This window comes from Streptococcus sp. 2741 (assembly GCF_013276315.1).
Classification (GTDB): domain Bacteria; phylum Bacillota; class Bacilli; order Lactobacillales; family Streptococcaceae; genus Streptococcus; species Streptococcus pseudopneumoniae.
In genome coordinates, this window is the sequence record NZ_VMKU01000017.1 from 1 (window position 1) to 14,707 (window position 14,707).

Sequence of the window (14,707 nt, forward strand, 5' to 3'; positions counted from 1 at the left end):
TTTCATTGAGTATTATTTCCATTATTTATACTGATATATAAAATAATACGGAAAACTTCTCAAAAGTAAGAATTTCTTTGACAAACCAAAGAAAACGCTTGCATATTGTTTTACTACATGCTATACTGGTATAGAAATTTATTGATTGGAGAATCATCATGAGAAAAACACCAGCTCAAACTGAGAAAAAAATGGTCTACAGCATCCGTTCCCTCAAAAATGGAACTGGTTCTGTCCTTATCGGCGCAAGCCTTGTCTTGCTTGCCATGGCTACACCAACTATCTCAGCAGACGAAAGTACACCAACCACTAACGCAAATAATAGTGAAACTACTACTGCCCTTGCCCAGCCTCTTACTGATACAGCAACTAGCACTGGTAAGAAAGAAAGCGATTTTTCTTCACCTAATAATGCAAGCGCTTCCCTAGAGAAAGAAGAAAAACCTGCAACAGAGGCGACCACTCCTGTTGCAAGCCCAGCCGATCCAGCACCACAAACTGGACAAGATCGTTCAAGTGAGACAACTACTTCCACTAGTCCAGTAACGACTGAAACTAAGGCAGAAGAGCCCATCGAAGATAACTACTTCCGTATCCATGTCAAAAAACTTCCTGAAAAAAACAAGGATGCTCAAGGACTATGGACTTGGGACGATGTTGAAAAACCATCTGAAAATTGGCCAAACGGAGCCTTGTCCTTCAAGGATGCCAAAAAAGATGACTACGGCTATTACCTAGATGTCAAATTAAAGGGAGAAGAAGCCAAGAAAATTAGCTTCCTCATCAACAATACAGCTGGAAAAAATCTAACCGGCGATAAATCTATAGAAAAACTAGTTCCAAAAATGAACGAGGCTTGGTTAGACCAAGATTACAAGGTTTTCTCTTACGAGCCACAGCCTGCAGGAACTGTTCGCGTCAACTACTACCGCACAGATGGCAACTATGACAAGAAATCTCTCTGGTACTGGGGAGATGTGAAAAATCCAAGTAGCGCTCAATGGCCTGACGGAACAGACTTTACGGCTACAGGCAAATATGGCCGCTATATCGACATTCCTCTTAATGAAGCCGCAAGAGAATTTGGATTTTTATTACTAGATGAGAGCAAAGAAGGAGACGACGTGAAAATCCGTAAAGAAGATTATAAGTTTACAGATTTGAAAAATCATAGCCAAATTTTCCTAAAAGACGATGACGAATCAATTTACACAAATCCATACTATGTCCATGATATCCGCATGACAGGGGCCCAACACGTAGGAACTTCTAGCATTGAAAGTAGTTTTTCAACACTTGTCGGTGCTAAAAAAGAGGATATCCTCAAACACTCCAACATCACTAATCACCTAGGAAATAAAGTAGCTATCACCGATGTTGCAATAGATGAAGCTGGTAAAAAAGTGACCTACAGCGGAGATTTCTCTGACACAAAACACCCATATACTGTTAGCTACAATTCCGGCCAATTCACTACCAAAACAAGCTGGCGCCTGAAAGATGAGGCTTACAGCTATGATGGTAAACTTGGAGCTGATCTTAAAGAAGAAGGAAAACAAGTTGATTTGACCCTCTGGTCACCAAGTGCTGATAAGGTTTCTGTCGTTGTCTACGACAAGAATGACCCTGACAAAGTAGTTGGAACTGTCGCTCTTGAAAAAGGGGAAAGAGGAACTTGGAAACAAACTCTAGACAGCACAAACAAACTCGGAATCACCGATTTCACTGGATACTACTATCAATACCAAATCGAGCGTCAAGGTAAAACTGTTCTTGCACTCGATCCTTACGCTAAATCTCTTGCTGCTTGGAATAGCGACGATGCCAAGATTGACGATGCCCATAAAGTGGCTAAAGCCGCCTTTGTAGATCCAGCTAAACTCGGACCTCAAGACTTAACTTATGGTAAGATTCACAATTTCAAGACTCGTGAAGACGCCGTTATCTACGAAGCTCATGTGCGTGATTTCACTTCAGATCCTGCCATTGCAAAAGACTTGACCAAACCATTTGGTACCTTTGAAGCCTTTATTGAAAAACTAGACTACCTCAAAGACTTAGGTGTGACCCACATCCAGCTCCTTCCAGTCTTGTCTTACTACTTTGTCAATGAATTGAAAAACCATGAACGCTTGTCTGACTATGCTTCAAGCAACAGCAACTACAACTGGGGATATGACCCTCAAAACTACTTCTCATTGACTGGTATGTACTCAAGCGATCCTAAGAATCCAGAAAAACGAATCGCAGAATTTAAAAACCTCATCAACGAAATCCACAAACGTGGCATGGGAGCTATCCTAGACGTAGTTTATAACCATACAGCCAAAGTCGATCTCTTTGAAGATTTAGAACCAAACTACTACCACTTTATGGATGCTGATGGGACACCTCGAACTAGCTTTGGTGGTGGACGCTTGGGGACAACCCACCATATGAGCAAACGGATCCTAGTTGACTCTATCAAATATCTAGTTGATACCTACAAAGTGGATGGCTTCCGTTTCGATATGATGGGAGACCATGACGCCGCTTCTATCGAAGAAGCTTACAAGGCTGCACGCGCCCTCAATCCAAACCTAATCATGCTTGGTGAAGGTTGGAGAACCTATGCTGGTGATGAAAATATGCCTACTAAAGCTGCTGACCAAGATTGGATGAAACATACCGATACTGTCGCTGTCTTCTCAGATGACATCCGTAACAACCTCAAGTCTGGTTATCCAAACGAAGGTCAACCTGCCTTTATCACAGGTGGCAAGCGTGATATCAACACTATCTTCAAAAATCTCATTGCTCAACCAACCAACTTTGAAGCAGACAGTCCTGGAGATGTCATCCAATACATCGCAGCCCATGATAACTTGACCCTCTTTGACATCATTGCCCAGTCTATCAAAAAAGACCCAAGCAAGGCTGAGAACTATGCTGAAATCCACCGTCGTTTGCGACTTGGAAACCTCATGGTCTTGACAGCTCAAGGAACTCCGTTTATCCACTCTGGTCAGGAATACGGGCGTACCAAACAATTCCGTGACCCGGCCTACAAGACTCCAGTAGCAGAGGATAAACAACCAAACAAATCTCACTTGTTGCGTGATAAGGATGGCAATCCATTTGACTATCCTTACTTCATCCATGACTCTTACGATTCGAGTGATGCTATTAACAAGTTTGACTGGACTAAGGCTACAGATGGAAAAGCATATCCTGAAAATGTCAAGAGCCGTGACTATATGAAAGGGTTGATTGCCCTTCGTCAATCTACAGATGCCTTCCGACTTAAAAGTCTCCAAGATATCAAAGACCGTGTCCACCTCATCACTGTCCCAGGTCAAAATGGCGTGGAAAAAGAGGATGTAGTGATTGGCTACCAAATCACTGCTCCAAACGGTGATATCTACGCAGTCTTTGTCAATGCGGATGAAAAAGCTCGCGAATTTAACTTGGGAACTGCCTTTGCCCACCTCAGAAATGCTGAAGTTTTAGCAGATGAAAACCAAGCAGGACCAGTCGGAATTGCCAACCCTCAAGGACTTGAATGGACTGAAAAAGGCTTGAAATTGAATGCCCTTACAGCCACTGTTCTTCGAGTCTCTCAAAATGGAACTAGCCATGAGTCAACTGCAGAAGAGAAACCAGACTCAACCCCTTCCAAGCCTGAACATCAAAATGAAGCTTCTCACCCTGCACATCAAGATCCAGCTCCAGAAGCTAAACCTGATTCTACTAAACCATCTGCAACAGTAGCTGATGCAGAAAATAAACCTAGCCAAGCTACAACTGGTTCACAAGCTTCACAACCAGCACAAGAAGCACAAGCATCATCTGTAAAAGAAGCGGTTCGAAACGAATCGGTAGAAAACTCTAGCAAGGAAAATATACCTGCAACCCCAGATAAACAAGCTGAACTTCCAAATACAGGAATCAAAAACGAAAACAAACTCCTATTTGCAGGAATCAGCCTCCTTGCGCTCCTTGGTCTCGGTTTCTTACTAAAAAATAAAAAAGAGAACTAAACTAGCCCTCCTATAGAACTATCCCCCAAGCCTTAACGCTCGGGGGATTGATTTTTGCCCTGATAAGCCTATCTATCAAATCATATATTCTACACTATAGGTCGCATCCGAGAGTATTCGTGCCAAAAATTGCTTGGTTCGTTCTTCTTTTGGACGACTAAAGAAATCATGGGCATTATTTTCTTCAACAATTTTCCCACCGTCCATAAAAATAACATGATTGGCTACATCTCTAGCAAAACCCATCTCATGAGTCACTACTACCATAGTAACTCCTTCTTTAGCTAACTGTTTTAAAACATCTAAAACATCCCCTACCAACTCTGGATCCAAGGCCGATGTTGGCTCATCTAATAAAATGACCTCTGGTTTCACAGCAATGGCACGCGCAATACCGATTCGTTGTTGCTGGCCTCCAGAAAGCTGAGAGGGATAGTAAGCTTTATAAGCTAGTAAACCAACTTTTTCTAAGGCAGCTTCCGCACGTTTTGTTGCTTCTTCCTTAGGAATTTTCCGAGCAATAATCAAGCCCTCCAAAATATTTTCCAAGGCCGTTTTATTAGCAAATAAATTATAATGTTGAAAAACGAAAGCAGTCTTCTTGCGAATTTCTAAAATATCTTTTTTAGTCAATTTTCCAAGGTCGTATTCTTTATCAGCAAGCTTCAAAGAGCCACTATCGGCTTTTTCTAAATGATTGAGACATCTGAGAAAAGTCGTTTTACCTGATCCAGATGGCCCCAATATTACAACCACATCCCCTTGGTTGACCTTGAGATTAACATCTCCCAGGACTTGTCTGTCTCCAAATTTTTTTGCAACATGTTCTACTTGTAACATTGTCTCCTCCTATGCTAAACCTGTACTGGGCACTACTTGTCCCTTTCTTCTTTGAATATAGCGTTTCTCTAAGATTGAAAAGCCCCATTGAATCAATCCGCAAATAAGAATGTACTGTAAAAAGATCACAAAATAGGATTCAAAATACTGATAACCATAAGACGCTTCAACACGGGCAATTGCTGTAATATCCTTAATGGTCATCACAAAGACCAAAGAGGTTCCTTTTACAATATTTATGACTAGATTAGCCAGATTGGGCAAGGCTGATTGCAAGGCCTGTGGAAAAACAATCCTCACATAAGCCTGACTAGTGGTTAAACCAATCGCTTGTGCAGCTTCTAATTGTCCCTTATCCACAGTCAAAATAGCCGAACGTAAGATTTCTGATAAACTACCTGTTGTCATCAAACTATAGATAATAAAAGCATAATAGATCGGATTGAGTTTAAAGATATCAACATCACTCCCTATGCTTTTGAGAAATTGATTGAGCAAACTCGGAAACAAACTATAAAAGAAAAGAATCAGCAAAATCGGAGGTGTTGCTCTTATAAAAGCTAGATACACGAGAGAGAAAGTTCGAACACCTTTGACTTTATATATTTGTCCCAGAGCTAAAAACAAGGCTGGTCCAAAACTTAAGACCATGGCTACAATCATAATGATTAAGGTGGTTGGCACCCCTTTTAAGGTCTCTAAAAAAGTTTTCGCAATATAGTCTAAATCCATATCCTATCTCCCTTTCGTTTCCAAAGATTTTTCTAACAAGCGACTCAAGAAGGAAACAGCCAAGGCTACACCCCAATAAAGAATGGCAACCGCTGTATAGGTTTCAAGAGAGTAATTCCCCAAATTGCGACTGATTAAGAGATTCCCAGCTCCCATGACATCCACAAAACCAATCGTATAGGCTAGGGCAGCGTCCCGCATCAAATTTAGAATAGCGGTCGTCATATTTGGAAGAGCCACTTGAAAAGCCTGAGGAAAAATGATTCTCCAAAATGTCTGACTAGGGGTCAGACCAATACTGACTCCAGCTTCCATCTGACCTTTGGGAATTGCCTGATAGGACGCCTTAAATACTTCTGCAATGATAGCCGCAAATAGCAAGACCATGGTGAATAAGACGAAGACCGTCTTAGACCAGTTGTTGATATCTAAATTCAGCCACCATTTTAAAAATTCAGGTAAACCATAAAAAACTAAAAACAGTAAGACAATGGGGGGAGTACAGCGAAGAGTGAAAATATAGCCCTTAGAAAGACCTGCAAAAGTCTTGTCTTCTCCCACTTGAGCCCAAGCCAGTAAGCCACCGAAAAGGGAACCAAGGATTGTAGTAAAAAAGAGAATGGACAAGGTCATCGGAAGAGCCTGCCATAAGGTGGGTAAAAATTGGAACACTCTTGAAAAGTCATATGAAACCATGTAAACCTCTTTCTAATACTCAATGAAAATCAAAAAGCAAACTAGGAAACTAGCCGCAGATTGCTCAAAACAGTGTTTTGAGGTTGTGGATAGAACTGACAAAGTCAGTAACCATACCTACGGCAAGGCGACGTTGACGTGGTTTGAAGAGATTTTCGAAGAGTATAACACGCCTGACTGCTCATCTAATCTCTATCAACGTAGCTAAAAACATCTTCTTTGAAGTATTTTTGAGAAAGTTTAGCTAGAGTTCCATCTTCTTTTAATTCTTTAATCGCTTTTTCATACTCTTTAGCAAACTTCTCACCCTTTTCATCACGGTGAATCAAGGGATAGGTTGGAATTCCTTTATAAGGGAACCAGCTAAGTTTGTCCGCATATTGGTGGTAAGAACCATCCTCTGCTGTCACTGCTTTTTCAAAAGACAACTTGATGTCAAAGAAAGCATCATAACGTCCTTCTAAAACCCAAGCATAAGCATCTGCCACCTTGAAAGATTCAGCAGCTGTCAACTCAATTGGTGTATCCTTGTGCTTGTCATTATAGCTATTAATCACATTCCACTGGGCATTTTGAGGAGAGATGGGTACTAATTTCCCTTTATTTTTGGCGAAATCATCAATATTCTTATATTTAGCTTCATCTCCTTTTCTGACAGTAAAACCAATAATGCTGGCTCCTACTGGCTCAGATGGAATAATGAATTTCTTAGCCCGTTCATCTGTATACCAAGCACCTTTAGTTCCAATATCGTACTTGCCAGACTCAAGTCCAATCAAGAGATCATCATCACTAGTTCCAGTATACTCAAATTTATAATCTGCTAATTTCTCATCCACCGCCTTTAAAACAGCGACTTCATAACCATCTGATTCCCCTTTTTCGTCAATAAAATCATAAGGGACATAGTTTTGAGTATGGGCAACTTTTAAAGTTGTTACTTGTCCAGACGAAGCTGCATCTGCACCTTTAGCAGATGCTCCCGACAAAGTCCTACCAATAATCGTTGCTCCAAGCACTGCCACAACCGCAACTCCACCAACAATCCATGTTTTCTTACTCATATTCTTCTCCTTTATTTAGCTACTGCTTCTCTCACCCACTGGATACGCTCCACTGCAATATCGTTTGGAATGGTACAATCTGCTCCAAGTATGAGGCCATCTTTCCCTGTTTCTTCTACCAATCGTTTGGTTTCAGCCTGAATTTCTTCCTTACTGCCTCGATAGAGAAGGCCATCTTTACCGTTTTCAAATCCTCCCAGAACAGCACGACCCTTGAAAATCTCACGACCTTCTTTTAGACTAATCCCTTCTGGACCAACTGCCCAGTTAAAAACATGAGCTGGATAGTCTGCAAAGATATGAATATCGTTTCGAGCTCCTTCATAGCCACAGATATGAAGGATATTTACCCCACCAACCGACTTAGCCGCATTTAAAACAGTCAGTTCACTCGGCTCAATAATCTCCTGATAGGCTTCAGCAGAAACACGCGCATCCTGAATACTTTGCACACTGAGATAAATACCATCTACTCCTGCATCTTTAATAATAGCTTGACTCAAGCTAGCGATATCTTGCGCAATCACATCAAGGACTTTTTTCAATTTCTGAGAATCTTGAACTAAGAAATCTGCAATGAGATCATCTCCACCAGACACTTCTCCAAGTAACCATTTGAGGTAGGTCACAGGCGCAAAAATATTGTAAATAGCAACAATATCTTCCGTAAACTCCTGCTTAATCTTCTTCACTAATTCTACCTGCTCTCTAATCCACGGATGATCTTTACCCAGAGGTTGAACCTCCGACAGCTCTTGGAGTGACTTCCCTTTAGCAATAACTGGATTTGGATAAGCAAAATAGCCATCACTCATCAACTTGATAAAGTCTGGATGTAGGTCACGGATAAAACGTTTGTGACCTTGTATGTTCTTTTCAATAATCACAGGATTGGAAAATCCCTTTAACCATTCCTCTTCTGATGTAAAGTGGTGCCAAAAACCTACAGGTACACGGCCAACCACTTCTCCTCTAAATGCTTTTAAAACCCAGTCTCTTTTTTCTGACATCTCTATTTTCCATTTCTTTCTTTTTCAACTAATAAAACACTGGCAATATCATTGGTTTGAATAAAGGGAAGACTTCTCTTCTGAAAATCCTGAATCCCATGACATCTTGGCCCTTCCTTACAAGCAAGTCCCTTTGTAAGACTGATCGCAAGTAAGATGACAAAGCCGAGGGCCGTCCCTACCAATAGCCACTTTTTTCTTTTCATAAGGCTCTCCTATTCTAACATAGCAGCCTGACGAATCCAGTCCAATCTTTCTAATTCAAAGTCATCTGGAACCGTGCAATCCGCTCCAAGAAGGACTCCTCTAGTCCCAGCTTCAGCCAACAATCGTTTGGTTTCCTCTTGTAGTGCAGCCTTTCTACCTCCATAAAGCAGGCTCTGCTTCCCATTTTCAAAACCACCCAAGACCGCTTTGCCATGAAATAGCTCCTGACCTTGAGGTAAACTGACTGCTTCATGGTGGGTTGCCCAATTGAAAACCTGGGCTGGATAATCTTTGAAAATAGTCACATTGTTACTGGCACCTTGGAAACCGCAGATATGCAGGATATTTACCCCACCTACCTGATTGGCAGCTTCTAAAACCTTTATGTTACTTGGCTCAATATAGGTCTGATACAATTCTGCTGTGATGCGCTCATCCTGAATTTCTTGTGTACTGAGATAGATTCCATCTGCTCCACCATCCTGAATGATTTTTTTAGTTAGGATAGCGATATCCTCAGCTATCACGTCTAAAACATCCCTGAATAGCTCTGGATTTTCAAGAAAAAGATCTGAAACCTCCTTATCACCTCTAGAAGTCTCTGTACGAAACCACCTTTTCAAATAGGAGATCGGAGAAAAAATATTGTAAAATGATGCAATGTCCTCAGTGAAGGTTGCTCGAATAGCCTCTACCACTTCTACTTGTTGCTGAATCCAAGGATGGTTTTCACCAATCGACTCAATAGAAGCTAACTCCTGAAGACTTGTAACCTTAGGACTGTAGACATTACTTGGATAAATGAAAAATCCGTCACTCATCATTTTGACAAAATCAGGATGGATTCTTTCAACGTACTTCCGATGTCCCTCTACACTTTTTTGAAAGATACGTGGATTATTTAAACCTTGTCCTTTTTCCTCCAGTGTTACAAAATGAAACCAAAAGCCAACAGGAACCCGTTCCACCTCTTCTCCTCGAATAGCTCTAAAAACTAGCTCTCTTTTACTTGTCATACTTCTCTCCTTCCATTTGGATTGAAACCATCTTACCACTCCTTTTGACCTTTTCCCAATATATATTGACTATCGACTTGATTGGGATTGTTTATATCAATAGAGAAAAAAATCTCTGAAAANNTTTTCAGAGATTTTTTTCTGTTTATTGCTTTTTTAAAATAGTTGTTATATAGATTTTTTATCAGCCTGATTAGTATTTTTTATTAAGCCTCTTTCATGGCAAAGTAAGCCCGGACTTTGGGAGCCACTTGTGTGCCGAAGAGTTCAATAGCTCTCAGGACTTGTTCATGAGGCATGGAACCAAGCGGTAGATGGAGCATGAAGCGGTCCAAACCTAAGTCTTCAATCATGCGAATCAATTTTTCGGCCACCTGATCTGGATTGCCCACAAACATGGCGCCATTTGATCCTACCTGCTCCAAATATTGCTTATAACGCAATTCTTGCCAGTGTGGACGGTCTTTGGAAATAGCATCCACTACTTGCTTGGTCGGATGGAAATAATCTTTCACAGCCTGCTCGCCATCTTCAGCAATCCAACCCCAAGAATGGACCCCAACCTTTAGTTCCTGACTGGCATGGTCTGCTTCGCTCCCAATCTCACGATAAGCCTGAATCAACTTTTTAAAATAACGAGGGTTACCACCAATAATGGCATAGACAATCGGTAGGCCTGCCTGAGCAATCTTTACTGTTGATTCGACATGACCACCTGTCGCTATCCACAAGGGTAATTTGTCCTGAACTGGACGAGGATAAACTTCTTTACCAGCAATCGTTTGGGTCAATCGACCTTTCCAGTCTAGCTTTGTCTTTTCATTGACTAACTGGAGCAAGTCTAATTTCTCATCAAAAAGGGCTTCGTAGTCTTTCAAATCATAGCCAAACAGAGGAAATGATTCCGTGAAAGAACCCCTTCCAGCCATAATCTCCGCACGTCCATTTGACAAAGCATCGATAGTGGCATATTGTTGGAATAAGCGAATCGGATCCATACTCGAGAGAATGCTGACTGCACTGGTCAAACGGATTTTCTTGGTATTGACTGCCCCAGCTGCCAGGACAATCTCTGGGGCTGATACTGCAAAATCCTCTCGATGGTGCTCACCAATCCCATACACATCCAAACCAACCTTGTCAGCCAGTTCAACCTCTGCTAGCAACTGGCGAATGCGTTCGTCATGACTGTAAGTTTGCCCAATCCCTTCAAGCTCCGTTGTTTCCCCAAATGTTGAAATTCCCAATTCTACCATATCCATTATCCCTATCTACTCTGTCCTCCAATTTGAAAAATTATTCTAATACTCAATGAAAATCAAAGAGCAAACTAGGAAGCTAGCCGCAGGCTGCTCAAAGCACTGTTTTGAGGTTGCAGATAAGACTGACGAAGTCAGCTCAAAGCACTGCTTTGAGGTTGTAGATAGAACTGACGAAGTCAGCTCAAAACACTGTTTTGAGGTTGCAGATGGATGCTAACCTGATTTGAAGAGATTTTCGAAAAAGATTAAATATACTCTACAATTTGCTCAATCAATTCTGGGTCGTCTAAACCTGTAACTTGTATAACAACATCTTTGACTGATTGTTTAGCCAACAATTCACCTAATCGAATACTTTCTTCATCATTTACATCGCGATAGTCAAAGGCATAGCCAACTGTTTTAAGTAGGTTTTTATATGACAAACTGAGTTCTTTCAATTCACGTATCGGCCGGATGAATCGTTCATTATAGCCTAATTTTCGGATTGGAGTACGAGCTACGCGACTAACCTCGTCCACTATGAAAGGATTTTCAAACCGTTCTATAATGACTTTGTGATAATTCTCCAATTCTTTTTTATCAAAGTTCCATTTGGCAATCAAGAGACTCCGAATTTCAGTTAATACAGATTCAATCCGAGATTTGATATTAGGATTTTGAAGAGCTTCCAAAATTGTCTTGGCACCATAATGCGCACCAATGTAAGCTGAAGTTGCATGTCCAGAATTGACTGAAAAAAGTTTTCGCTCAATAAAGGGTTCTAAATCTTCTTCATAATGCACATCTTTTAGACGTAAATCTGGATTTTTAAGACGCTTGGTTTCCACGACCCATTCATTAAAGGGTTCGACCACAACAAAAAGGGAATCTTCGTGACTTTGTGCTGGAACAATCCTGTCTACTGCAGCATTTGGAAAACCTATGTAGTTATCAGCAAATGTCAAACCTTCCGGACTTAAATATTTCTTGACTTCTTGATAAAGAAATTGAGACCCGCCAATCATATTTTCACAGGCCATAACATCCAATGCCTGTGTATTTCCTGCAACTCGGCGAGCTTCGATTCCTTTGGCTAGAAGTTCAGCGATAAAAGGGAGTATATTAGGTCCGATTGCAGTAGTAATAATATCCGTCTTTTGAATCGCTTCAATGACTTGCTCAGGATGTTCTTTGCTATTAATGCCAGCCACATTAGTTACTTCTATACGAGACTGTCCTTTCTGTGCAATTTCAATTTCATACTTGCCCTTTTCATTTAGAGCATGAATTATCTGATTATTGACATCCACAAAATCAATATGGAAACCATTTTTAAATAGAATTTCACCTATAAAACCACGACCGATATTACCGGCACCAAAATGAACAGAATGTTTCATTCAATTTCTCCTTTTCCTATTTGAGGGACATATATACTAGATGACAAATGACGAAATTCAATTATTCAACAGCATCAAATAAGCGCAATACTTCCTCTTTTGACTGAGCATCTGCTAGTTTAAGAACATTATCTACATCTGCACAGAAGATAGAAATTTTCTGAATAATTTCTAAGTGTTCATTACCAATACCAGCAATACCAAAAAGAACCGTTGCCACTTGAGGGTTAGATACATTCCCAAAATCAACCCCTCTAGGGACTTGAACGACTGTAATACCAGACTTGAGTACATCCTTTTTTGCTGCATCTGTTCCATGCGGTATGGCAATAAAGTTACCCATGTAAACAGATAGCTCTTTATCTCGCTCAATCATGGCTTCAATATAGTCTTCATTAACATATCCACCCTCATAAAGAACTTGCCCACAATAACAAATAGCTTCCTCCTTGTTAGAAAATTGTTTATTAAGCTTAATCAAATGTTTTTCAAGTTTCATATTAGTTCTCCAATTTCTTAATTTTTTCGTTAAAAATAGTATTTAGCATCTGATAAATAATGGATTGATTTCCCGTCTTGTAAATCTCTGTATAAAGATGATTTTCAATAATCGACTGACTAATAGCTGTCATTAAATCTCTCGCTTCCTCGCTAGCTTCTTTAGACATTAGCATTAGCAGACACCTTTTGACCTCTTCTTCCTCTCGTTTCATTGACAATGCGGAGATAGGTAGTTTGAGTTCAAACATAGTAAAACTATTTGTTGTTACTTTGCTAGACTGACTATGTAAAAGCACCAGACCAGTATTAGGAATAGCCATAGGACTATTCTGGAAGTGAGATAACAATTTTCTTGTTAGGTAATCTCTGTCACTCACATTCTTCTGATATTGGATGATTTGTTCTACCGTGTGCTCAAATGATTGATTATTCTCCAATTGAACCAACTCGAATTGACTCAAAAGCTGACTACTAGATATTAAATAATCTTGCAAGTCATAACTTTTCTCTGGAGCGATAGCATCACGCGCGACAATTGTACGATGTGCCTGTACATACTGAAGTCGTTCCTGTAATTCAAGCAATTCTTTGACGGTTGGAAAACTAGAAATTACATCGATTTCCTGATTAGTCAGCGGCTTGGTAGATAAAATATAATCATACTGACTGAGATCAATACTGTGGTAATCTACTAGAGACTGAATATCTATCAACTCTACAAAAGGAGCAACACTCTTAATTTTACTGACTAATAAATCTCTAGTGACCCGACGTTCATCCGTTAAAAGCAAAACACGGACTGGATAAATCTCTGGACTACGGCCTAAGCTAGAGATAAAATGTAGGGCAATCATGCCATACTCATACTCTGTATGAAGATATTTCGGAAAAATATCATTCACTAAAAGACTGATGACTGTATAAAGAAATTTATTCCTTTCAACTAAAATCTGGACAGATTCTGGCAAATTTTCACCCTGAAAAAGGATAGGGACGCCTAAACTGAGCCGAATATGATGGAAAAGAAAATTGAATAAAACCTTGTCCTTAAAAAAGTCAATCTTGGTATACATGGAAACCGTATCAATCAGATTTGAAATATTGTAGAAAAATTCACCATCAAATTTCTCCGTAAAGAGCGGATTGTCCTGACGTTTAATGATTAATTCATCCAAGATGCTCGCAAAATAGATAATTTCCTGAATACTATAAAATTGTGCAGTCTGCTTAGAGTAAGCTTGAAAAATTTTTTGAGAAATTTCCAAAGCCTGCTTACTAGTATTAGGTGAATTTTCAATGTTTTGCTCCTGACCTATAAGAGATAACAAGATCGCAAAAAACATCTTCATCCTAGCATCCATATCTGGAAAACCTGACAGTTGCTTATTAACAATCTGACTGGCCAGCCTAGTTCTATCTGCTTCTAAAATATCAAAGCTCCCAAAATTACCGGTTGAAAAATCTGCTACTGAGATACAGTTTGTCAGTAAAATAGCCAAAAATCTTCTCTTACCAACTGAATCACCAGAAATCCGATAACCTTTTTGTCGTTCAATTTTCAGATCAAAGTCTAAAAGACGCTTATCAATATCTGAAATATCCTGAATAATAGTTACATTACTGACTTTCGTGCACTCTTGCAATGCTTCATTGGTGACAAAACCACTCTCAGTCAGAAGGCGATAGGTAATCAACTCTTGTCTTTCTTGGGGACTATACTCAACTAACACTTCAAGTTCTGTCGGCAAATCATCCAACTCTCCAGTCAAAATATAGTATTTCCCATGCTTCGTTATTTCGATTCCATATTGCTCCATGCTATCTGTCAAATCTGATAAAGTTCGATAAATTGTTCTAGATGAAACCTGTAAGATTTCAGTCATATCTTGCATTGAAAGCTTCCCTACATGTAGGAAAGCCTTCAATAATTGTTCTTCTCGTTTGGTTAATAGCATTCGTAATTTAGAAACCTCTAGTT

The 14,707-nt window shown here is 40.0% G+C and carries 14 protein-coding genes; 3 read left to right on the forward strand and 11 right to left on the reverse strand.

What is annotated here, in order from left to right; all coding sequences use genetic code 11:
- The first annotated feature begins 158 nt into the window (after nucleotides 1–158).
- On the forward strand, nucleotides 159–4,019 hold the full coding sequence (spuA, locus tag HT671_RS02140; RefSeq protein WP_101514417.1) for an LPXTG-anchored pullulanase SpuA: 3,861 nt from the start codon (nucleotides 159–161) through the stop codon (nucleotides 4,017–4,019).
- Between the two features lie 75 nt (nucleotides 4,020–4,094).
- Here spuA and HT671_RS02145 read toward each other — a convergent pair whose 3' ends face one another.
- The 3 genes from HT671_RS02145 to HT671_RS02155 are packed head-to-tail and all read right to left on the reverse strand — an operon-like array spanning nucleotide 4,095 to nucleotide 6,287.
- Nucleotides 4,095–4,859, reverse strand: a complete 765-nt coding sequence (locus HT671_RS02145; protein ID WP_000942261.1) for an amino acid ABC transporter ATP-binding protein — start codon at nucleotides 4,857–4,859, stop codon at nucleotides 4,095–4,097.
- 9 nt (nucleotides 4,860–4,868) lie between these two features.
- Complete coding sequence (locus tag HT671_RS02150) at nucleotides 4,869–5,591, reverse strand: amino acid ABC transporter permease (RefSeq protein ID WP_000362517.1); 723 nt, start codon at nucleotides 5,589–5,591, stop codon at nucleotides 4,869–4,871.
- Between the two features lie 3 nt (nucleotides 5,592–5,594).
- Entirely contained in the window at nucleotides 5,595–6,287 is a 693-nt protein-coding gene (locus HT671_RS02155) for an amino acid ABC transporter permease (RefSeq protein ID WP_004256697.1), read from the reverse strand.
- Nucleotides 6,288–6,309: 22 nt separating this feature from the next.
- Here HT671_RS02155 and HT671_RS11515 point away from each other — a divergent pair, with 22 nt between their 5' ends.
- Nucleotides 6,310–6,495 (forward strand): chlorohydrolase, encoded by a 186-nt coding sequence (locus tag HT671_RS11515; RefSeq protein ID WP_078929755.1) that lies wholly within the window; start codon nucleotides 6,310–6,312, stop codon nucleotides 6,493–6,495.
- Here HT671_RS11515 and HT671_RS02165 read toward each other — a convergent pair.
- The 5 genes from HT671_RS02165 to HT671_RS02185 all read right to left on the reverse strand — a co-directional run bounded on the left by HT671_RS02165 (nucleotide 6,473) and on the right by HT671_RS02185 (nucleotide 10,840).
- Nucleotides 6,473–7,351 carry a transporter substrate-binding domain-containing protein gene (locus tag HT671_RS02165; RefSeq protein ID WP_000039542.1) on the reverse strand — a complete coding sequence of 293 codons (879 nt, stop codon included), beginning with the start codon at nucleotides 7,349–7,351 and terminating at the stop codon, nucleotides 6,473–6,475. The two genes, HT671_RS11515 and HT671_RS02165, sit on opposite strands and share 23 nt — an antisense overlap.
- Nucleotides 7,352–7,362: 11 nt before the next feature.
- Nucleotides 7,363–8,361: a uroporphyrinogen decarboxylase family protein gene (locus HT671_RS02170; protein ID WP_050222822.1), complete on the reverse strand. Its 999-nt coding sequence runs from the start codon at nucleotides 8,359–8,361 to the stop codon at nucleotides 7,363–7,365.
- Between the two features lie 2 nt (nucleotides 8,362–8,363).
- Nucleotides 8,364–8,567: a hypothetical protein gene (locus HT671_RS02175; RefSeq protein ID WP_000823549.1), complete on the reverse strand. Its 204-nt coding sequence runs from the start codon at nucleotides 8,565–8,567 to the stop codon at nucleotides 8,364–8,366.
- Between the two features lie 9 nt (nucleotides 8,568–8,576).
- Nucleotides 8,577–9,584: a uroporphyrinogen decarboxylase family protein gene (locus tag HT671_RS02180; protein ID WP_000202171.1), complete on the reverse strand. Its 1,008-nt coding sequence runs from the start codon at nucleotides 9,582–9,584 to the stop codon at nucleotides 8,577–8,579.
- Nucleotides 9,585–9,790: 206 nt separating this feature from the next.
- Entirely contained in the window at nucleotides 9,791–10,840 is a 1,050-nt protein-coding gene (locus HT671_RS02185) for an LLM class flavin-dependent oxidoreductase (RefSeq protein ID WP_000229792.1), read from the reverse strand.
- A 55-nt stretch (nucleotides 10,841–10,895) separates the two neighbouring features.
- Here HT671_RS02185 and HT671_RS11520 point away from each other — a divergent pair, with 55 nt between their 5' ends.
- Nucleotides 10,896–11,063 carry a hypothetical protein gene (locus tag HT671_RS11520; protein ID WP_240153261.1) on the forward strand — a complete coding sequence of 56 codons (168 nt, stop codon included), beginning with the start codon at nucleotides 10,896–10,898 and terminating at the stop codon, nucleotides 11,061–11,063.
- A 28-nt stretch (nucleotides 11,064–11,091) separates the two neighbouring features.
- Here HT671_RS11520 and HT671_RS02195 read toward each other — a convergent pair whose 3' ends face one another.
- The 3 genes from HT671_RS02195 to HT671_RS02205 form a co-directional block, all read right to left on the reverse strand.
- Complete coding sequence (locus HT671_RS02195) at nucleotides 11,092–12,228, reverse strand: mannitol-1-phosphate 5-dehydrogenase (protein WP_138703072.1); 1,137 nt, start codon at nucleotides 12,226–12,228, stop codon at nucleotides 11,092–11,094.
- A gap of 61 nt (nucleotides 12,229–12,289) precedes the next feature.
- Nucleotides 12,290–12,727, reverse strand: coding sequence for a PTS sugar transporter subunit IIA (locus tag HT671_RS02200; RefSeq protein WP_000764147.1), 438 nt, complete (start codon nucleotides 12,725–12,727; stop codon nucleotides 12,290–12,292).
- A gap of 1 nt (nucleotide 12,728) precedes the next feature.
- The gene (locus tag HT671_RS02205; RefSeq protein WP_000927661.1) at nucleotides 12,729–14,684 is read right to left on the reverse strand and encodes a transcription antiterminator; all 1,956 of its coding nucleotides are present in this window, start codon (nucleotides 14,682–14,684) and stop codon (nucleotides 12,729–12,731) included.
- Nucleotides 14,685–14,707: the final 23 nt, after the last annotated feature.

Excerpts from the sequence above, each read along its gene's own strand:
- HT671_RS02155 (WP_004256697.1), bottom strand. The coding sequence starts at position 6,287 with ATGGTTTCATATGACTTTTCAAGAGTGTTCCAATTTTTACCCACCTTA.
- HT671_RS02200 (WP_000764147.1), bottom strand. The coding sequence starts at position 12,727 with ATGAAACTTGAAAAACATTTGATTAAGCTTAATAAACAATTTTCTAAC.
- HT671_RS02205 (WP_000927661.1), bottom strand. The coding sequence starts at position 14,684 with ATGCTATTAACCAAACGAGAAGAACAATTATTGAAGGCTTTCCTACAT.
- HT671_RS02145 (WP_000942261.1), bottom strand. The coding sequence starts at position 4,859 with ATGTTACAAGTAGAACATGTTGCAAAAAAATTTGGAGACAGACAAGTC.
- HT671_RS02150 (WP_000362517.1), bottom strand. The coding sequence starts at position 5,591 with ATGGATTTAGACTATATTGCGAAAACTTTTTTAGAGACCTTAAAAGGG.
- HT671_RS02180 (WP_000202171.1), bottom strand. The coding sequence starts at position 9,584 with ATGACAAGTAAAAGAGAGCTAGTTTTTAGAGCTATTCGAGGAGAAGAG.
- HT671_RS02170 (WP_050222822.1), bottom strand. The coding sequence starts at position 8,361 with ATGTCAGAAAAAAGAGACTGGGTTTTAAAAGCATTTAGAGGAGAAGTG.
- HT671_RS02165 (WP_000039542.1), bottom strand. The coding sequence starts at position 7,351 with ATGAGTAAGAAAACATGGATTGTTGGTGGAGTTGCGGTTGTGGCAGTG.
- HT671_RS02195 (WP_138703072.1), bottom strand. The coding sequence starts at position 12,228 with ATGAAACATTCTGTTCATTTTGGTGCCGGTAATATCGGTCGTGGTTTT.
- spuA (WP_101514417.1), top strand. The coding sequence starts at position 159 with ATGAGAAAAACACCAGCTCAAACTGAGAAAAAAATGGTCTACAGCATC.
- HT671_RS02175 (WP_000823549.1), bottom strand. The coding sequence starts at position 8,567 with ATGAAAAGAAAAAAGTGGCTATTGGTAGGGACGGCCCTCGGCTTTGTC.
- HT671_RS11515 (WP_078929755.1), top strand. The coding sequence starts at position 6,310 with ATGAAAATCAAAAAGCAAACTAGGAAACTAGCCGCAGATTGCTCAAAA.
- HT671_RS11520 (WP_240153261.1), top strand. The coding sequence starts at position 10,896 with ATGAAAATCAAAGAGCAAACTAGGAAGCTAGCCGCAGGCTGCTCAAAG.
- HT671_RS02185 (WP_000229792.1), bottom strand. The coding sequence starts at position 10,840 with ATGGTAGAATTGGGAATTTCAACATTTGGGGAAACAACGGAGCTTGAA.